This is a genomic window from Williamsia sp. Y721, from assembly GCF_059683565.1.
Genome location: NZ_JCASNH010000001.1, coordinates 1,178,097 through 1,196,832, shown reverse-complemented (window position 1 = coordinate 1,196,832; position 18,736 = coordinate 1,178,097). Strand labels below are relative to the sequence as shown.

Below are 18,736 nucleotides of genomic sequence, written 5' to 3'. Positions count from 1 at the left end.
GTCGCTTGTGGCGGCTGGAAAAGCAACGAGAAAGAGATTATCAAACCCTGCGCCCTAACCTGTAATCGCCAGGTCAGAGGCATTTTTTACACGATCGTTGCGCGAGCAGCGCGCAGTCGGGCGAGGCTGCGCTGAGCCCCGAGGAGCTCCAACGACTCGAACAGCGGCGGGCTGATGTGCGACCCCGTCACCGCAACACGAACCGGACCGAACGCCTTACGCGGTTTGAGCTCGAGCCGCTCCACCAAAGCTTCCTTGAGGGCGCTTTCGATGGCCTCAGTCGTCCACTGAGGCAATGCCGACAGCGATTCGATGGTCGCGTCCAAAACGGGCGCCGCGTCGGCTCCGAGGTTCTTACGGGCCGCCGCTTCATCGATCGCAAAATCGTCGTCCGACACGTACAGGAATGCGATGAGTCCCCACGCGTCCCCGAGGACCTGGATGCGGGTCTGGACCAGATCCGCGACAACCGTCCACTGGGCTTCGTCGACCGGTTCGGTCAACTTGCCCGCCTTGACGAGGAAGTCCCGCAACCGCCCGGCAAAGTCCTCCGGGGTGAGCCGGCGAATGTGCTCGGCGTTGATCGAGTCGGCCTTCTTCTGGTCGAAACGGGCGGGGTTGGAGTTCACCTTCGAGATGTCGAACGCGGCGATCATCTCGTCGAGCGTGAAGATGTCGTGATCGTCGGCGATGCCCCAGCCCAGGAGCGCCAGATAGTTCAGCAGGCCTTCGGGGATGAACCCGCGGTCGCGGTGGTGGAACAGGCTCGACTGCGGGTCGCGTTTCGACAGCTTCTTGTTGCCCTCCCCCATCACGAACGGGAGATGGCCGAACTTCGGTGTCTGGCTTGCGATTCCGACTCGGATGAGAGCCTCGTAGAGCGCGATCTGACGCGGTGTCGACGACAGCAGATCCTCACCGCGCAGGACGTGGGTGATCTCCATCAACGCGTCGTCGACGGGATTGACCAAGGTGTACAACGGATCTCCGTTGCCGCGTGTCAGCGCGAAGTCCGGCACCGTCCCGGCCGGGATGGTGGTGGTGCCGCGCACCAGGTCGTCCCACGAGATGTCGCGAGCGGGCATCTTGAGCCGGACAACGGCCGGGCGGCCCTCGTCGCGGAAAGCCTGCCGCTGCTCCTCGGTGAGGTCGCGGTCGAAATTGTCGTAGCCGAGCTTGGGATCACGGCCGGCCGCCTTGTGCCGTGCCTCGACCTCTTCTGCCGTCGAGAACGCCTCATAGGCCTCACCGGCGTCGAGGAGCTTGGCGACCGCATCGAGATGCAGCGGTTTGCGTTGCGACTGGCGGTACGGCTCGTGCGGGCCACCGACCTCCGGGCCCTCATCCCAGTTCAGTCCGAGCCAGCGCAGCGCGTCGAGGATCGCGGCGTACGACTCCTCGGTGTCGCGTGCGGCGTCGGTGTCCTCGATCCGGAACACGAACGCACCACCGTTGTGCCGGGCGTAGGCGTAGTTGAACAACGCGGTACGCACCAACCCGACATGTGGCGTGCCGGTCGGAGATGGACAAAAACGGACGCGGACCTGCGATTCACTCATGCGCCCAGATTACGCGGGCGTAACAGTGTCACTGCCCCCTGGCATCCTCAGGCGGTCTGCTGCCCCAAGAATTCGATCAGGAGCGCGTTGACCTCGTCCGGCTGTTCGAGGTAACCGTAGTGACCGGCCTTGGACACTTCCTCGTATCGCGCACCGGGTATCGCGTCGGCGACCTCACGAGCCAGATGTGGTGGCAACGTACGGTCGTCGGCGAAACCGATCACCAGCGACGGCCTGCTGATCCCGGCATATGCGGCCAGACGATCACTCTCTCCGTCATGCAGACCGAGCTGCGCGCGCATCCCCGGTGTCACCGCCTGCCCCGAGAAATCGATCACATCCAGCCAGTCCCGCACCGCGGTGTCGTTGTCGAGGGTGTGCCGAGACAGATTGAGGTGCGCGGTGATCGCCGCGTGGAAGCGAGGAGGCAACGTGATCTTCTGGTCGTAGAGCGCCCTCTCCCCCTCTGAGATCCATTGCTGCAGTGGCCCACTGCGACCGTACGTCGCGATCATGACGGCGCACCGGACCAGGTCCGGTCGCGCCAACGCCAACTCCTGGGTCACCTTCGCGCCGAGCGAGGTTCCGATCACAGCCGCCGGCTCACCGCCGAGAAACTCGATCAGAGCGGCCGTATCGGCCACCATGTCGGCGATGGTGAACCCCTCGGGGCATTCACTCGACGGTGCGATGCCGCGATTGTCGAAGGTGACGACGCGATAGCCCGCCTTGACCAACGCCGGCTGCTGGTGCGCTTTCCAGACCCGGCCCGGACTGCCACTGCCCATCACCATGACAACCAGTGGACCCGATCCGGTGTCCTCGTAGCCGAGCGAGATTCCGTTGACCTGAGCTGTTTTCGGCTGCGGACGCATCTGCTATCCCCGATCGGCGACCGGGTTGGTCAGCGTGCCGAGGCCTTCGATGGTGACACTGACCGTGTCGCCGGCGACCATCGGACCGATGCCTTCCGGTGTGCCGGTGAGAATCACGTCGCCAGGTAGCAGCGTCATCACGGCACTGATCCATTCGACGATCTCGCCGACGTCGTGCAGCATCAGGCTGGTGCGGCTGCGCTGCTTGACCTCACCGTTGAGCTCGGTGCGGATCTCGAGATCACTGGGGTCGAGTTCCGTTTCGATCCACGGCCCGAGCGGACAGAAGGTGTCGTGGCCCTTGCCGCGCGTCCACTGCCCATCGGCCTTCTGCTGATCGCGGGCGGTGACGTCGTTGCCGATCGTGTAACCGAGGATCACATCCTTTGCCCCTGCTGCCTTCACATCGCGGCAGGGGCGGCCGATCACGATCGCGAGCTCACCCTCGAAGTCCACGCGGTCCGACGATTTCGGCCGCAGGATCGGCACCTGGGGGCCGATGATCGAGGTGTTCGGCTTAATGAAAATCACCGGATTCTCCGGTGCCTCGCCGCCCATCTCCGCGGCATGAGCCGCGTAGTTCTTACCAATACAAATCACCTTGCTGGCCAGGATCGGCGCGAGCAGTCGGGTGTCTGCCAACGGCCAGCTCCGGCCGGTGAACGTGGGCGTACCGAAAGGGTGTTCGGCAATTTCGCGTGCTGTGGCGGCGTCGCCGTCGCCTTCGATACTGACAAAAGCAACCCCGTCAGGGCTGGCAATTCGACCTAGTCGCATGGTCGCCAGACTATCGCACCCGGACCGTCCCAACTGTCGGGAGCCGCGCTTGGCACCTCAACCACCACTGTTTTAGTATATGGACACTTCATTCCATATATTGAGACTCAGTCCGAGTGTCATGAAGCCACCGAGGAGGCTCGCCCCATGCCAACCGAAGCCCGCCGCTGGGCGATGCTCGCAGCCTCCCTGCTGTCCGCGATGGCAACCACCTGCGTCGTCAGCGGTGTCGCCTTTCTCATTCCCGAACTGCACCGCTCAGAAGGGATGTCACTGACCGAGGCGTCAACGCTGGCTGCCGCACCCACGTTCGGCCTGTTGCTGTCGACCTATGCCTGGGGTATCGCACTCGACCGGTTCGGCGAACGCCGAATCCTGCTGCTGTCATTGGGCTCGACCATCGTCACCATGAGCACGGCATGTCTGGCCAACATGTGGGACGCACCCAAGGCTGTCCTTGGCCTGGCACTGTTGGTGGCAGGCGTCACCTCGGCCGCCACCAACGGGGCCGGTGGCCGCATCGTCGTCGGGTGGTTCTCGCCCGAGAAACGCGGCACCGCGATGGGTGTCCGGCAGACGGCGCAACCACTTGGCATCGGTGTCTGCGCCCTGACGATCCCGGTTCTGTCCGAAAAGTTCGGTGTCACAACCGGACTGGTGGTCCCCCTGGTGGTCACGGTGATCGCAACAGTGTTCGTCTTGGTTGTGGTCGCCGACCCGCAACGACCATCGACATCGGCCACCCAAACCGCCATGTCGTCGAATCCGTATCGCGGAAGCCAGTTCCTGCCACGCGTCCATGGCGTCAGCATCCTGCTGTGTGTCCCCCAGGGCATGCTGTGGACGTTTGTGCCGGCCTGGCTGATCGTTCAGCACAATTGGTCACCGATGGCCGCGGGCATCCTGGTGACGATCAGTCAGATCCTCGGCGCCGCCGGACGCATCGGCGCCGGCCGATGGTCCGATGTCTGGGGCTCACGCACCAAACCGATCCGGTTGATCTCGATCGGCGCCACCGCGTCGATGGGCCTGCTCGCGTTCACCGACTGGTGCAACAGTCCCGTCGCGGCGGCCGTCATGGTAATCGCGAGCGTGATCACGGTGGCCGACAACGGATTGGCGTTCACCGCAATTGCCGAGTTCTCCGGACCACAGTGGAGCGGTCGCGCACTGGCTGTCCAGAACACCGGCCAATACCTGTGGATGGCCGCGTCCACACCACTGTTCGGCATGGCCATCGGCGCCTTCGGCTATCCGGCGGCGTTTCTGATCGCCGCGGTTGCCCCGGCCGCGTCCATCGGACTTGTGCCACCCGACGAAAAGCGCAACGCGTTGGTGACCACTCCGACCTGATCACCGGTGGCCACAACGACAAACCCCACCCGTTTCAGTCAAAACCACATGGTGCAACGTGTGGAAATGACTGGAACGGGTGGGGTTTGTGAGTGTGCCCGGCCTGCGGATCAGCCCAGGGCTGCCCGGATCCGGGTACCGATCTCCTTGGTGTCGACCGGAAGTTCTCCGCGGCTTGCCAGGTCGGCTGCGACTGCCTGCGAGATCCGGTCTGCCTCGGCGTCGTAGCCGAGATGACGCAGCAGGAGTTCCACCGACAGGATGGCAGCCGTGGGATCGGCGATGCCCTTCCCGGCGATATCCGGAGCACTTCCGTGGACCGGCTCGAACATCGACGGGTTGGTGCCGGTCGCGTCGATGTTGCCCGATGCCGCCAGGCCGATGCCACCGCTGACCGCACCTGCGATGTCGGTGATGATGTCGCCGAACAGGTTGTCGGTGACGATGACGTCGTAACGACCCGGGTTGGTGACCATGTAGATGGTCGCCGCATCGATGTGGTTGTAATCCACGGTGACCTCGGGGTACTCCACCGCAACCTCGTCGACTGTGCGCTTCCACATCGAGCCGGCAAACGTGAGCACGTTTGTCTTGTGGATCAGCGTGAGGTGCTTGCGACGGGCCTGGGCACGCTTGAAGGCATCGCGGACAACACGTTCGATCCCGAACCGGGTGTTGACGCTGACCTCGGTGGCGACCTCGTTCGGGGTGCCGACGCGGATGGCACCACCGTTGCCGGTGTACGGGCCTTCCGTGCCTTCACGGACCACCACGAAGTCGATGTCGGGGTTGCCCGCCAGCGGCGAGGTGACGCCGGGGTAGAGCTTGCTCGGACGCAGGTTCACATGGTGATCGAGCGCAAAGCGCATGTTCAGCAGCAAACCACGCTCGAGGATGCCCGGGGTGACCGACGGATCACCGATCGCGCCCAGCAGGATCGCGTCGTGCCCGCGAATCGCGGTCAGGTCCTCATCGGTCAGCAGTTCACCGGTGCGGTGGTAGCGATCGGCACCGAGATCGAACTCGGTGGTCTCGACGCCCGGAAGGACGTGGTCCAGTACCGCCAGGGCTTCGGAGATGACCTCGGGTCCGATTCCGTCGCCGGCTATGACAGCGAGTTTCATGACAGGTCGACCTGCTTGATGAGCGTCGCGCCAACTGCCTCACCGATGGCCGTCAGGACGGCCTCGGGGATCTGCTGGCTCACGCGCAGCAGGATGGTCGCGCCTTCACCCTCGGCGTCCTGTGACAGTCCGGCGGCCTGGATGTCGATGCCGGCGTTGCCGAGCAGGGTGCCGATCTTGCCCAGCGAACCCGGCTGATCTCCATAGGAGACAACAAGATTCAGACCTTCGGCACGCAGGTCGAAGTTGCGGCCGTTGATGTTCACGATCTTCTCGACCTCGGCAGGGCCCGACAGGGTGCCACCGACATTGAGGACGGTTCCGTCGCCGAAGACCGCACGCAGATCCACCAGGTTGCGGTGATTCGGGCTCTCCGGCGCGGTGGTCACCTCGGAGGTGACACCCCGCTCGGCGGCCAACGCGGGAGCGTTCACGAAGGTGACCGGATCCTCGATGACAGCGGAGAACAGACCACGCAGCGCGGACAGTCCGAGGACGTCGACATTGCGCGACGCGATCTCACCGCGGACGTCAACGCTGAGGTTGGCCGGAACCTGACCCGACAGGGCGCCCACCAGGACACCGAGCTTGCGGACGAGTTCGAGCCACGGGGCGACCTCGTCATCGACTGCGCCACCGGTGATGTTCACGGCATCGGGGACGAAGTGTCCGGCCAGGGCCAGACGCACACTCTTGGCGACGTCGGTGCCTGCGCGATCCTGCGCCTCCGAGGTGGAGGCACCCAGGTGCGGGGTCACGACAACCTGTGGGAGTTCGAACAGCGGCGAATCGGTGCACGGCTCGGTGGCGTAGACGTCGAGGCCTGCGGCGAACACATGACCGGTCTTGATGGCGTCGGCCAGGGCCTGCTCATCGATCAGCCCACCGCGAGCGGCGTTGACGACGATGACGCCCTTCTTGGTGCGGGCCAGTTCGTCGGCGCCGATGAGGCCGAGGGTCTCCGGGGTCTTGGGCAGGTGTACCGAGAACATGTCTGCGCGCTCGAGCAGCTCGTCCAGGGTGACCAGCTCGATACCGAGCTGGGCGGCGCGAGCCGGCGACACGTAGGGGTCGTACGCGATGATGTTGGTCTCGAAGGCGGCCAGGCGCTGTGCGAACAGCTGTCCGATCCGGCCGAGTCCGACAACACCGACGGTCTTGCCGAAGATCTCGACACCGTTGAACTTCGAACGCTTCCACTCGTGCTCGCGCAGGGTGGCATCGGCGGCCGGGATCTGGCGGGCCGCGGACAGCAACAGGCTGACGGCGTGCTCGGCGGCGGTGTGGATGTTGGACGTCGGTGCATTGACCACCATCACGCCCCGCTCGGTTGCGGCCGCGACATCGACATTGTCGAGTCCGACGCCGGCGCGGGCGATGATCTTCAGGTTGGGTCCGGCGGCGAGGACCTCGGCATCAACTTGAGTGGCCGAACGCACGAGAATGGCGTCGGCATCCTTGACTGCCTCGAGCAACTTCGGGCGGTCGGGGCCATCGACCCAGCGCACCTCGACATCTTCGCCGAGGGCAGCAACCGTGGACTGTGCCAGTTTGTCGGCGATCAAGACGACTGGGCGGCCGGTGGGGCTCACAGTAAATTTCTCCTGGGGTCGGGTAGCGCCCGGCGCTTACCGGGAGCCAGCGAAAGTGGCAACTCCAGCGATCAGCTTAGTGGCCGCCCACAGCGATCCGTTCCCGGGTACATCGACGAACCCCGCGCGGACCTGCACGAATCGGATCAGACGGCCCGATGACCAGGGAAATGCCGCCGCGAAGATCGATTGCGACTATCTTTCAAGGAGGATATTCCGGCTTTGGGGGAGATACACCGGGATGGACCACAGCCGATGATTGGGGAATCCGATGCTGAAGAAATTGCTTGTGGCCTGCATGGCGCTGGCATCCGCGGTACTACTTGTGACCGGGGGCGGAGCTGCGGTCGCGGCTCCGGCGAAGGTGGCACTGGGCGGCGGTTCGGGCATCCTGATCCTCAAGGGCGGCAACAGCGCCTCGGCGTGCACGCTGACCACTATCGGCACCGACAACACCGGCGCGCTCTACGGATTGACCGCAGGCCACTGCGGTGAAGGCGGACAGCGGGTCGCCGCCGAGCAAAATCAGGATCGCGGCGTTCTGGGCCGGATCACGTTCTCCAATCACAAACTCGACTACGCGATCATCGCGTTCGATCCGGAGAAGGTCGCACCCACCCGCACGGTCGGGAACGTGACCATCCGCAGCGTGCAGACGACTCCCCCGCAGTTCCCGGACATCGCCTGCAAGGAAGGCCGCACCAGCGGCAACACCTGTGGTGTGACCTGGTTTGCCGACGGTGTCGAGCACATCAGTCAGATCTGCGTCCTCGAGGGCGACTCGGGCAGCCCGGTGGTCATCGGCGACCGACTCATCGGCATGGTGAACGCCTACTACTACGTCGGCTGCATCGGACCCGAGACAGGCACCAACATCAAGCCGATCCTGGACGACCTGCCTTTGCGCGGGGTCAACGGGTTCAAGGTTTACTGACCCGCTCGCTCGTATGCGCCCCCGCTCTGCGCACCGATGTGGTCACCGGATCCGCCTGGCCTGAGCCGAACAACAGAAAGGCCCCGAACCAATGGTTCGGGGCCTTTCTATGAATTCGCTTGAGTATCAGGCGGTTTCGGTGATCGGGCGATCAACCCAGCTCATCAGGTCGCGCAGCTTCTGGCCGGTGACCTCGATCGGATGCTCGGCGTTCTGCTTACGCAGACCTTCGAGCTCCTTGTTGCCACCCTCGACGTTGGCAACCAGACGCTTGACGAACGTGCCGTCCTGGATGTCCTTGAGGATGGCCTGCATGCGCTCTTTGGTCCCCGAGTCGATGACCCGCGGGCCCGACACGTAGCCACCGAACTCAGCGGTGTCGGACACCGAGTAGTTCATGCGGGCGATGCCACCCTCGTACATGAGGTCGACGATGAGCTTGAGCTCGTGCAGCACCTCGAAGTACGCCATCTCGGGCGCGTAACCGGCCTCGACCATGACCTCGAAGCCGACCTTGACGAGTTCTTCGGTGCCGCCGCAGAGCACGGCCTGCTCGCCGAAGAGGTCCGTCTCGGTCTCTTCCTTGAAGGTCGTCTTGATGACGCCCGCGCGGGTACCGCCGATGCCCTTGGCGTAGGACAGCGCGAGAGCCTGGCCCTCACCCTTGGGATCCTGATCGACCGCGATGAGCGCGGGAACGCCCTTGCCGTCGACGAACTGACGACGCACGAGGTGGCCGGGGCCCTTCGGTGCGACCATGCCGACGGTGACGAACTCCGGAGCCTTGATCAGGTCGAAGTGGATGTTCAGGCCGTGACCGAAGAACAGCGCGTCGCCGTCCTTGAGGTTGGGCTCGATGTCATTGGTGAAGATGCTTGCCTGAGCGGTATCCGGTGCGAGCACCATGATGACGTCCGCCCACTCGGAAACCTCTGCAGGCGTACCGACGGTCAGGCCGGCTTCCTCTGCCTTGGCACGAGACTTCGAACCTTCTTTGAGGCCGATGCGGACCTCGACGCCCGAGTCGCGCAGGCTCAATGAGTGCGCGTGACCCTGGCTGCCGTATCCGATGACCGCAACCTTGCGGCCCTGGATGATCGACAGGTCGGCATCGTCGTCGTAGAACATCTCGACTGCCACTTGACTTCCCTTCTTTGGTGAATCTCCTGGCCATCATTGGCCAGGGATCAGTTTGAGTTTGTCTAGATTGTGTCAGCGAGCCGCTGACATGCTCTTCGGGCCACGGCCAAGGGCGACGATGCCCGATTGGGCGATCTCCCTGATGCCGTAGGGATCGAGCATCTTCAACAGCGCGTCGAGCTTGTCTTGCGTACCGGTCGCCTCGACGGTGATCGAGTCGGGTGAAACGTCGATCACCTTGGCGCGGAACAGGTTGACCACTTCGATCACCTCTCCGCGTGCGGATGCATCGGCGCGCACCTTGACCATCAGGAGCTCACGGGCCACCGAGGTGTCGGGGTCCTGCTCGACGATCTTGATGACGTTGATCAGCTTGTTGAGCTGCTTGGTCACCTGCTCCAGCGGGAAGTCCTCGACGGAGACCATGATGGTCATCCGCGAGACACCCTTGAGTTCGGTGGCACCGACGGCCAGCGACTCGATGTTGAAACCGCGACGCGAGAACAGCGACGCCACCCGGGCCAGAACGCCGGGACGATCTTCGACAAGCACGCTGAGCGTGTGGTGGGTGGTCACTTCTGCTCGCCCTTCTCGACGCTGCGGGTCATCGCCTTGTGGATCTCATCGGGATGGGTGGACGCGGCCTCGTCGTCGTCGAACAGTGGACGAATGCCCCGGGCCGCCATGATCTGGTCGTTGCCGGTGCCGGCAGCGACCATCGGCCACACCTGCGCGTCGGCGCCGACGATGAAGTCGATCACGACCGGCCGGTCGTTGATCGCACGCGCCTGCGCCAGCACGGCGTCGACGTCTTCCTCACGCTCACAACGGAGTCCGACACAACCGAGGGCGTCCGCCAGTTTGACGAAGTCCGGGATGCGCTGCGACGGATCGGCATTGTGCGTCGACAGGTTGGTGTTGGAGTACCGCTCCTCGTAGAAGAGGGTCTGCCACTGCCGCACCATGCCCAGGTTGCCGTTGTTGATCACGGCCACCTTGATGGGGATGCCCTCGATGGCACACGTGGCCAGTTCCTGATTGGTCATCTGGAAGCAACCGTCGCCGTCGATGGCCCACACCTCGGAGTCGGGCATGCCCATCTTGGCACCCATGGCAGCCGGAACGGCGTAACCCATCGTGCCGAGACCACCCGAGTTCAGCCAGGTACGCGGGTTCTCGTACGAGATGAACTGTGCCGCCCACATCTGGTGCTGGCCGACGCCTGCGCAGTAGATCGCGTCGGGTCCGGCGGTCTTGCCGATCGCCGAGATCACGAACTCGGGCGACATCGAGCCGTCCGAGGGACGGTCATAGCTCAGCGGGTACGTGCGACGAACCCCGTCGAGGTAGGTCCACCACGTGCTCAGATCCGGCGCGTCGGTCGTGGTGGCACGCTCATCGCGCACCGCCTCGATCAGTTCGGTGATGACCGCCTTGCAGTCGCCCACGATGGGGACGTCGGCATGACGGTTCTTGCCGATCTCGGCGGGGTCGATGTCGGCGTGGATCACCTTGGCGTCCGGCGCAAACGAGTCGAGCATGCCGGTGACCCGGTCATCGAAGCGAGCGCCGAGGGTGATCAGCAGATCGCTGCGCTGCAAACCGGCAACCGCCGCGACGGTGCCGTGCATTCCGGGCATTCCCAGGTGTTGCTTGTGGCTGTCCGGGAAGGCGCCGCGGGCCATGAGGGTGGTGACCACGGGAATACCGGTGAGTTCTGCCAATTCGAGCAGTTCGGCAGAGGCGTTGGCCTTGATGACACCGCCGCCGACATACAGCACCGGCGCCTGGGCCGTGGCGATCATCCGCGCGGCCTCACGGACCTGCTTGCCGTGCGGCTTGGTCACCGGACGGTAGCCGGGCAGGTCGATCTGCGGGGGCCACGAGAAGGTGGTTTGCGCCTGCAGGATGTCCTTGGGGATATCGACCAGGACTGCGCCCGGACGGCCGCTCTCGGCGATGTAGAAGGCTTCGGCCATCACCTTCGCGATCTCGGCGCCATTGCTGACCAGGAAGTTGTGCTTCGTGACCGGCATGGTGATGCCGGAGATGTCGGCTTCCTGAAATGCATCGGTACCGATCAGCGCGCGGCCGACCTGTCCGGTGATGGCGACGATCGGGACCGAGTCCATCTGGGCGTCGGCCAGCGGGGTCACCAGGTTGGTGGCACCGGGACCTGAGGTCGCGATGCAGACACCGACACGGCCGGTGGCCTGTGCGTATCCGGTGGCGGCGTGGCCTGCGCCCTGTTCGTGACGAACGAGAATGTGCCGGACCTGCTTCGAATCGAACAGCGGGTCGTACACGGGGAGGACGGCTCCACCGGGGATGCCGAAGACCGACGTGACGCCGAGTTCTTCGAGCGAGCGCACTACTGCCTGCGCCCCACTGACACGCTCAGGCGCGACCGTGCGTCGCTGCTGCGACGCCGGTACGGCCGGGGCGCCGTTGCCCGTGTTGCGCGATCCCGTTCCGCGGGGGCCTGGCCCCGGCTGGGTGCGTGCTGTTGGTGCGCTCACTGCACTTTCCCTCTACTCAGACGCTCGGCCCGAGGGCCGCAACGTAGGTGGACAACAAAAAACCCCCGACAGCGGTGCTGTGCGAGGGTGGCGCGTCGATGCTTTGTGAGTACTTCGTGTACCCGGTCAGGCGGAGACGCGCCGGCCGAGTACGAGAATCTGTTTCTGCATCACAATTAAAGAGGCTAGAACTGCAGGTTCAAGGAGTCAAACTCATGCCATATCGATCCCACATCATGGGATCTCCGGCTCAATCAGCAGGCCACCGATTGTCCCGGCGACCGGACTGTCGAAGGCCACTCCCAAGGGATGGAACAATGTAGGGGTGTCTGAGCCAGAAGCAATCGAGTTGCCCGCGGAGTTCCGCATCCATCCCATCTCTTATTTCGCCGTCTTCATGATGGTGGTGTCCGCACTCGTGCTGGCCGGGGTTTCATTGACCTACCTGGGCTGGACACTCGCCGTACCCGTGGTCGTCGCGGTGTGGGTACACCGTCTTCGCACCACTGTCACCGAAGAAGGACTCACCACCCGGACACTGCGTGGTCAGCACAGCGCGACGTGGGATCAGATCACCGGGCTGCAGTTCCCGCGTTGGGGCGCGGTGCGGGCGGTGCTGCAGGACGACTCGACGTTGACCCTCCCCGCGATCAGCTTCCGGGACCTGCCCCGACTGTCTGCCGCCAGCAAGGGTCGCATCCCCGACCCGTACGCCGCCTCGGACGCCGAGTCCCAGAGCAGCTCAGACGAAAAGGCCTCTTGACCACCGTTTTGAAACCACGCCGCATAGCGGAGTAGCGTAAACCGCGCAACTCTCCGCACCGCAGCCCCGGTCGGAGCTGGTCGATAGGCGAGGAACCAATAGTCATGCCGCAGTTGAGGTCACGAAAAACCACCATCGGACGCAACGCTTCGGGCGCACGCTCACTCTGGCGCGCCACCGGCATGACCGATGACGACTTCGGTAAACCGATTGTCGCCATTGCCAATTCGTATACCCAGTTCGTCCCCGGCCACGTACACCTGAAGGACGTCGGCGAAATCGTCGCCGCCGCGGTCCGCGCTGCCGGTGGAGTGCCCCGCGAGTTCCACACGATCGCCGTCGACGACGGGATCGCGATGGGCCACGACGGCATGCTCTACTCCCTGCCGAGCCGCGAGATCATCGCCGACTCCGTCGAATACATGGTCAACGCGCACACCGCCGACGCACTCGTGTGTATCTCGAACTGCGACAAGATCACTCCCGGGATGCTCAACGCCGCGATGCGCCTGAACATCCCAACCGTGTTCGTCTCCGGCGGACCGATGGAGGCAGGCAAGGCCGTCGTGGTCGGCGATACGGTTCATCCGTCGTCCGATCTGATCACCTCGATCTCCGCTTCCGCCAACGACTCCGTCGACGACGATGCACTGCGCGAGGTCGAGCTGGCCGCCTGCCCGACCTGTGGTTCGTGCTCGGGCATGTTCACCGCCAACTCGATGAACTGCCTGACCGAGGCGTTGGGTCTGGCGCTGCCCGGCAACGGCTCGACGCTGGCCACACACGAGGCACGGCACGCACTGTTCACCCGCGCCGGAACCGTCGTCGTCGAAGCCGCCAAGCGGTACTACCACGAAGAAGACGAATCGGTGTTGCCGCGAAATATCGCCACCCCCACCGCATTCCGCAACGCGATGGCCCTCGATGTCGCCATGGGCGGATCCACCAACACGGTCCTGCACGTGCTGGCCGCCGCGCAGGAAGGTGAGGTCGACGGCTTCGACCTCACCGTCATCGACGAGATCAGCCGCAAGGTTCCCTGCCTGTCGAAGGTTTCCCCCAACTCGGATTACCACATGGAAGACGTGCACCGGGCAGGCGGAATCGCCGCGATCCTGGGCGAACTGCGCCGTGCCGGACTCATCGACGACACCGCGAGCACGGTCCACTCCCCGACCATCGGGACCTTCCTCGACGACTGGGACATCCGCGGCGGCAAGGCGATCGACGAAGCCTTCGAACTGTTCCACGCCGCCCCCGGTGGCGTGCGCACCACCACTCCGTTCTCGACGGCCAACCGGTGGAGCTCACTCGACACCGACGCGGCTGGCGGTTGCATCCGCGACCTCGCGAACGCCTACACCGTCGAGGGTGGGCTCTGCGTCCTGCGGGGCAACCTCGCCGAGGACGGCGCCATCCTCAAAACCGCGGGCATCGACGAAGACCTCTGGCACTTCCAGGGCCCGGCGCGCGTCGTCGAGTCCCAGGAAGACGCCGTACAGGCCATCCTGAGCAAGACCATTCAGGCCGGTGACGTCCTGGTGGTCCGCTACGAAGGTCCCGCAGGCGGTCCCGGAATGCAGGAGATGCTCCATCCGACGGCCTTCATGAAGGGCACCGGCATGGGCAAGAAGTGCGCACTGATCACCGACGGGCGGTTCTCCGGTGGTTCCTCGGGCCTGTCGATCGGGCACATCTCACCCGAGGCCGCCTCCGGTGGCGTGATCGGACTCATCGAAGACGGCGATCAGATCCTCATCGACGTCAAGACCCGCAAGATCGAGGTCCTCGTCGACGACGAGACCCTGGCTGTGCGTCGCGCGAAGATGGATGCCTCCGAGCGCCCGTGGCAGCCACGTGAGGTCCGCGAGCGCAAGGTCACCACCGCACTGCGCGCCTACGCCAAACTCGCGACGTCGGCCGACAAGGGTGCCGTCCGCAAGGTCGACTGACCCCCAGACCCAAATGCTCCACCTATACGAGGACGCTCCACAAATATGTGGAGCGTCCTCGTATAGGTGGAGCGTTTGTGGTGGGGCCAGAGATCAGGGGACGGGGTTGCCCGGGGATTCGAACGGGTTGGTTCCGTTGAAGAAGAACCAAATGGCGATCGGCGCTGCGATGCCGACCACCAACCACGCCACCGAACCGATGAATGGCCGGGTGGCCCAACCTCGCCCGAAGTCGAGGGAGATACGGCCGGGTCCGGTCAGGATGATCGCCGCAGCGGCCAGTGCCAGGAACAACTCGAACTCGATGCCGCCGCCGGCGTAATCCGGGTCGGAAGCGAAGAACCACACACCGCCGGCAAGTGTTGCCTTGTAGGCCGACGCCACCAGCATCACGCCCAGCACCGCAGAGCCCGCGACCGGCGTCAGCAGACCGAGCACCAGCATCAGGCCACCGATGGTCTCGGAGAGCGCGCCGAGGACCGCAAGGGGTTTGGCGGCGTCGGAGTTGAAACCGATCGCCGTATCCGGTGCATTGATCAGGTAGTCCTCGAAGCCGGACAGGCGCGGCCCGTTCCACCACCCGAACAGCTTCTGGCTACCGTGCGCCATCGCGATCAGGCCGACACCGAGCCGGAGCAGCAGCAGTCCGAGATCGAGCGTGCCGCGACGGGCCGGAAGCTCGGTCACCAGTGGTGCCACGGGTTCTGGTTCGGCCGGGCCCCCGGACGCGAAGTCGTCATCGTCGTCGTAGCGGGGCTGCGGGCCGTGCTCACGGTGGAAGTCGTCCCGGTCGATCGCTGCGACCGGGATGCGCGTCGTCGCGTTCGACGGTGGCGCATCGGCAGCCGGGGCCATCACCACGTCGGTGTCCTGGTCGGCGATGTCGGCCGGGACCGGCTCGTTCGACTGACGCTTACGCATGGTGGGTATCTGCTCGGTTTCCTCGAGCTCGGCCTCACCGTCGGAGAACCCGGCGGATCGGTACGGCTCGTAGCCGTACGTGCCGGTATCCCCCTCGTCCTGCGCCCTGCGCGGGTCGTGTGCCCGCGTCAGGGGCAACTCGATCTGTTCGGTGGGCTCGTCGTATGGGCTCGACCCTTGGCCGTCGGGATCTCGTTCGGTCACACGATGACCTTAGAGGTTGTGTCGAGGATGGTTGCGATCACCGGGCCCATCGCGGTCGACCAGTTCGGGGGTCAACCAGTTCAGGGCGATCAGTAGGGTGGACGCCATGACACTGCGCCACCGGCCTGCGCTTGCCCGCCTCGTGGTCTCGCTGGCGGCGGCGGCCCTGGTGGTGACCGGCTGCAGCGATGGTTTTGCCGAGCAGGACCGCAACCGGGAAGCCGGGGATTTCTCTGCGAATCAGAATCCGCAGATGCAACAGCCCTCCCAAACCCAGCCCAGTGTTCCGTCGACCGACCCCGGAGCCGACCCCGGCCCGTGCCCGGATCCCGACCCGGCGGTCATCGCAACCTGTCTCGGTGCCACCAGCGGGGTCCTCGCGGCCAGCGCCGACGCCACCTCGACCGTGGTCGCCGAGCGGGTCACCGGCAGGATCGTGCGCACCAAACGTGGCGGCCCGACGACGGAGATCGCATCGTTGGACGTCGATGCCTCCGGCGACGGCGGTCTGCTCGACTTCGCGCCCTCCCCCGATTACGCGCAAGATCAGCTGGTCTACGCCTACATCACCACCGCCACCGACAACCGGGTCGTCCGGATCGCCGAGGGCGATGTTCCCAAACCGATCGTGGTCGGTATTCCCAAGGGCACCACCGGAAATATGGGCACGATTTACTTCAAGAGCCCGACCGAACTGCTCGTCGCGACCGGTGACGCCGGCGATCCGCAGTCCGCAGCCGACCCGGATTCGCTTGCCGGGAAACTACTCTCGGTCACCGACCTCTCGTCGGGTGGCACCACGCCGCCGCGTGTGCTGACTTCCGGGCTCGGCGCCAACCCGGCGCTGTGCCCCGACGTAGTCACCGGCGCGCTGTATCTCACCGACCGCGCACCCGCCGAGGACCGACTGCAGCTCATCAGCCCCACCGGGGTCGGACGCACGCTGTGGACCTGGCCGGACAAGCCGGAGACCGCGGGCTGCGCAGCCGTCGGCGGGATGATCGTGGTGTCGCAGACCCGAACTCAGGCGTTGCAGTTCTTGAACGCGCCGACCGAGGAAAAGCCGGGCATCGAGGCGCCGACGACGTTCCTGGACAAGAAGTACGGCGCCCTCGGTCGTCTCACCGCGGTCCCGGCCGGACTACTCCAGGTCGGAACCGTGAACAAGCAAACCGGTACGGCCGGCCCGACCGATGACCGCGTGGTGATCGTTCCGCTACCGGCAGGCAGCGCAAATACCAACATGTAGGGCAGGCGCCGATATGTGAAACGGGCCCGGACCGGGGTTTCAATGCCCCGGGCCGGGCCCGTTCACGTTTGTGACCGTCAGACCTACTGGCAGGCAGCAAGCACCAGTTCTTTGACCCGGCCGGCATCGGCCTGGCCACGGGTGGCCTTCATGACGTCACCGACGATCTTTCCGGCGGCCGCAACCTTGCCGCTGCGGATCTTGTCGGCGATGTCCGGGTTGTTGGCCAGTGCCTCGTCGACCGCCTTCTGCAACGCCGAATCGTCTCGGACGACCTCGAGGCCGCGATCGGCGACGATCTGTTCGGGCTCGCCTTCACCGTCGAGAACCGCCGTCAACACCTGCTGGGCCAACTTGTTGGTCAGCTTGCCGTCCTCGACGAGCTTGATGACGGTTGCGACCTGCGCCGGGGTGATCGACAGATCCGCCAGATCGGTACCGCGGGAGTTGGCCTGCTGCGCCAGGAACGACACCCACCAGCTGCGGGCTGCGTCGACCGGTGCACCGGCGTCGACGGTCGCGATGATCAGGTCCACGGCACCGACATTGACGAGATCACGCATCACCGCGTCGGAGACGCCCCACTCCTCCTGGATCCGCGCCCGGCGCAGCCACGGAAGCTCCGGCAATGTTGCCCGGATCTCCTCGATCCACGCGGAATCTGGTTGTACCGGAGGCAGATCCGGCTCCGGGAAGTAGCGGTAGTCCTCGGCGGTCTCCTTGCGGCGACCGGCCGACGTCGACCCGTCGGTCTCCTGGAAGTGCCGGGTCTCCTGGATGATCTCGACACCGGCCTTGAGCAACGCGGCCTGACGGCGCATCTCGTAACGCACCGCCACCTCGACACTCTTGAGCGAGTTGACGTTCTTGGTCTCGGTGCGGGTTCCGAACTCGGTGGCGCCCTTGGGCATCAACGACAGGTTCGCATCGCAGCGCATCGAGCCCTGGTCCATCCGGACGTCGGAGACGTTGAGCGACTTGAGCAGGTCACGCAGGGCCGTGACGTAGGCGCGGGCCACCTCGGGTGCACGGGCGCCTGCGCCTTCGATGGTCTTGGACACGACCTCGATCAGCGGCACCCCGGCCCGGTTGTAGTCGAGCAGTGAGTGACTGGCACCGGAGATACGTCCGGTTCCGCCGACGTGCAGCGATTTGCCGGTGTCCTCTTCCATGTGGGCGCGCTCGATCTCGACTCGCCAGGTGGTGCCGTCGTCGAGCACCACATCGAGGTAACCCTCATAGGCGATCGGGTCGTCGTACTGCGAGATCTGGTAGTTCTTCGGCTGATCCGGGTAGAAGTAGTTCTTCCGGGCGAAGGTGCTCGATGGCCGGATGGAGCAGTTGAGGGCCAACCCGATCCGGATAGCCGATTCGATGGCTTTCTCGTTGACGACGGGCAGTGAGCCCGGCAGTCCGATGCACACCGGGCAGACCTGCGTGTTCGGTTCGGCGCCGAAGGTTGTGGGGCAACCACAGAACATCTTGGTCTCGGTGCCCAGCTCGACGTGCACCTCCATACCCATCACCGGGTCGAAGTCGGCGATGACGTCGTCGTAGTCGAGCAGTTCGGTGGTCACAGCAGTCATGACACGTAGTTTAAACCGGCTCGAACCTGCAGGTTATAGTCGGTTCGCCGTGCGAGTGGGAAATCCGGTTTCAATCCGGGACGGTCGCGCCACTGTGAGATCACCGAGAGGTGATGAGTCAGAACACCGCAGCACGGTAGATATCCATCGAGTGCGGGACGCGTATATCCCGCAGAGGAGACGCCGTG

The 18,736-nt window shown here is 64.8% G+C and carries 15 protein-coding genes; 5 read left to right on the top strand and 10 right to left on the bottom strand.

Annotated features, from left to right (window positions below; translation table 11 throughout):
- Positions 1 to 86: 86 nt before the first annotated feature.
- Genes gltX through AC56PL_RS05215 form a run of 3 tightly spaced genes read right to left on the bottom strand, consistent with a single transcriptional unit; the run spans position 87 to position 3,211 of the window.
- Complete coding sequence (gene gltX, locus AC56PL_RS05225; protein ID WP_495515316.1) at positions 87 to 1,559, bottom strand: glutamate--tRNA ligase; 1,473 nt, start codon at positions 1,557 to 1,559, stop codon at positions 87 to 89.
- A 47-nt stretch (positions 1,560 to 1,606) separates the two neighbouring features.
- The gene (locus tag AC56PL_RS05220; RefSeq protein WP_497153179.1) at positions 1,607 to 2,434 is read right to left on the bottom strand and encodes an alpha/beta fold hydrolase; all 828 of its coding nucleotides are present in this window, start codon (positions 2,432 to 2,434) and stop codon (positions 1,607 to 1,609) included.
- 3 nt (positions 2,435 to 2,437) lie between these two features.
- A complete protein-coding gene (locus AC56PL_RS05215) occupies positions 2,438 to 3,211 on the bottom strand; it encodes a fumarylacetoacetate hydrolase family protein (protein WP_497153178.1) in 774 nt (257 codons plus the stop codon).
- A gap of 147 nt (positions 3,212 to 3,358) precedes the next feature.
- Between AC56PL_RS05215 and AC56PL_RS05210 the strand changes: the two genes are divergently transcribed.
- Positions 3,359 to 4,564 carry an MFS transporter gene (locus AC56PL_RS05210; RefSeq protein ID WP_497153177.1) on the top strand — a complete coding sequence of 402 codons (1,206 nt, stop codon included), beginning with the start codon at positions 3,359 to 3,361 and terminating at the stop codon, positions 4,562 to 4,564.
- 110 nt (positions 4,565 to 4,674) lie between these two features.
- Here AC56PL_RS05210 and AC56PL_RS05205 read toward each other — a convergent pair whose 3' ends face one another.
- Together AC56PL_RS05205 and serA are read right to left on the bottom strand one after the other, a co-directional pair.
- Positions 4,675 to 5,688 (bottom strand): 3-isopropylmalate dehydrogenase, encoded by a 1,014-nt coding sequence (locus tag AC56PL_RS05205; protein WP_497153176.1) that lies wholly within the window; start codon positions 5,686 to 5,688, stop codon positions 4,675 to 4,677.
- Entirely contained in the window at positions 5,685 to 7,280 is a 1,596-nt protein-coding gene (serA, locus tag AC56PL_RS05200; protein WP_495515311.1) for a phosphoglycerate dehydrogenase, read from the bottom strand. Before serA ends, AC56PL_RS05205 begins: the two co-directional genes overlap by 4 nt.
- Before the next feature lie 271 nt (positions 7,281 to 7,551).
- Between serA and AC56PL_RS05195 the strand changes: the two genes are divergently transcribed.
- Positions 7,552 to 8,214 carry a S1 family peptidase gene (locus AC56PL_RS05195; RefSeq protein ID WP_495515310.1) on the top strand — a complete coding sequence of 221 codons (663 nt, stop codon included), beginning with the start codon at positions 7,552 to 7,554 and terminating at the stop codon, positions 8,212 to 8,214.
- Positions 8,215 to 8,340: 126 nt separating this feature from the next.
- Here the strand turns inward: AC56PL_RS05195 and ilvC are convergent, their stop codons facing one another.
- From ilvC to AC56PL_RS05180, 3 genes are all read right to left on the bottom strand, one after another.
- Complete coding sequence (gene ilvC, locus AC56PL_RS05190; protein ID WP_495516049.1) at positions 8,341 to 9,342, bottom strand: ketol-acid reductoisomerase; 1,002 nt, start codon at positions 9,340 to 9,342, stop codon at positions 8,341 to 8,343.
- Between the two features lie 84 nt (positions 9,343 to 9,426).
- Positions 9,427 to 9,930: an acetolactate synthase small subunit gene (gene ilvN / locus AC56PL_RS05185; protein ID WP_482135071.1), complete on the bottom strand. Its 504-nt coding sequence runs from the start codon at positions 9,928 to 9,930 to the stop codon at positions 9,427 to 9,429.
- Positions 9,927 to 11,873: an acetolactate synthase large subunit gene (locus tag AC56PL_RS05180; protein WP_497153175.1), complete on the bottom strand. Its 1,947-nt coding sequence runs from the start codon at positions 11,871 to 11,873 to the stop codon at positions 9,927 to 9,929. The genes ilvN and AC56PL_RS05180 overlap by 4 nt, the downstream gene beginning before the upstream one ends.
- A 325-nt stretch (positions 11,874 to 12,198) precedes the next feature.
- Between AC56PL_RS05180 and AC56PL_RS05175 the strand changes: the two genes are divergently transcribed.
- Positions 12,199 to 12,636, top strand: a complete 438-nt coding sequence (locus tag AC56PL_RS05175; protein ID WP_495515308.1) for a PH domain-containing protein — start codon at positions 12,199 to 12,201, stop codon at positions 12,634 to 12,636.
- Positions 12,637 to 12,740: 104 nt separating this feature from the next.
- A complete protein-coding gene (ilvD, locus tag AC56PL_RS05170; protein ID WP_497153174.1) occupies positions 12,741 to 14,588 on the top strand; it encodes a dihydroxy-acid dehydratase in 1,848 nt (615 codons plus the stop codon).
- A gap of 93 nt (positions 14,589 to 14,681) precedes the next feature.
- Here the strand turns inward: ilvD and AC56PL_RS05165 are convergent, their stop codons facing one another.
- On the bottom strand, positions 14,682 to 15,713 hold the full coding sequence (locus AC56PL_RS05165) for a DoxX family membrane protein (RefSeq protein WP_497153173.1): 1,032 nt from the start codon (positions 15,711 to 15,713) through the stop codon (positions 14,682 to 14,684).
- Between the two features lie 106 nt (positions 15,714 to 15,819).
- Between AC56PL_RS05165 and AC56PL_RS05160 the strand changes: the two genes are divergently transcribed.
- Entirely contained in the window at positions 15,820 to 16,962 is a 1,143-nt protein-coding gene (locus tag AC56PL_RS05160; protein WP_495515305.1) for a PQQ-dependent sugar dehydrogenase, read from the top strand.
- Between the two features lie 83 nt (positions 16,963 to 17,045).
- Here AC56PL_RS05160 and gatB read toward each other — a convergent pair whose 3' ends face one another.
- Positions 17,046 to 18,548, bottom strand: coding sequence for an Asp-tRNA(Asn)/Glu-tRNA(Gln) amidotransferase subunit GatB (gene gatB / locus AC56PL_RS05155; RefSeq protein WP_482135078.1), 1,503 nt, complete (start codon positions 18,546 to 18,548; stop codon positions 17,046 to 17,048).
- Positions 18,549 to 18,736: the final 188 nt, after the last annotated feature.

Bases quoted from the DNA above. Each gene is read 5' to 3' on its own strand.
- gltX (WP_495515316.1), bottom strand. From the start codon at position 1,559: ATGAGTGAATCGCAGGTCCGCGTCCGTTTTTGTCCATCTCCGACCGGC.
- AC56PL_RS05220 (WP_497153179.1), bottom strand. From the start codon at position 2,434: ATGCGTCCGCAGCCGAAAACAGCTCAGGTCAACGGAATCTCGCTCGGC.
- AC56PL_RS05215 (WP_497153178.1), bottom strand. From the start codon at position 3,211: ATGCGACTAGGTCGAATTGCCAGCCCTGACGGGGTTGCTTTTGTCAGT.
- AC56PL_RS05210 (WP_497153177.1), top strand. From the start codon at position 3,359: ATGCCAACCGAAGCCCGCCGCTGGGCGATGCTCGCAGCCTCCCTGCTG.
- AC56PL_RS05205 (WP_497153176.1), bottom strand. From the start codon at position 5,688: ATGAAACTCGCTGTCATAGCCGGCGACGGAATCGGACCCGAGGTCATC.
- AC56PL_RS05195 (WP_495515310.1), top strand. From the start codon at position 7,552: ATGCTGAAGAAATTGCTTGTGGCCTGCATGGCGCTGGCATCCGCGGTA.
- ilvC (WP_495516049.1), bottom strand. From the start codon at position 9,342: ATGTTCTACGACGACGATGCCGACCTGTCGATCATCCAGGGCCGCAAG.
- ilvD (WP_497153174.1), top strand. From the start codon at position 12,741: ATGCCGCAGTTGAGGTCACGAAAAACCACCATCGGACGCAACGCTTCG.
- AC56PL_RS05160 (WP_495515305.1), top strand. From the start codon at position 15,820: ATGACACTGCGCCACCGGCCTGCGCTTGCCCGCCTCGTGGTCTCGCTG.
- gatB (WP_482135078.1), bottom strand. From the start codon at position 18,548: ATGACTGCTGTGACCACCGAACTGCTCGACTACGACGACGTCATCGCC.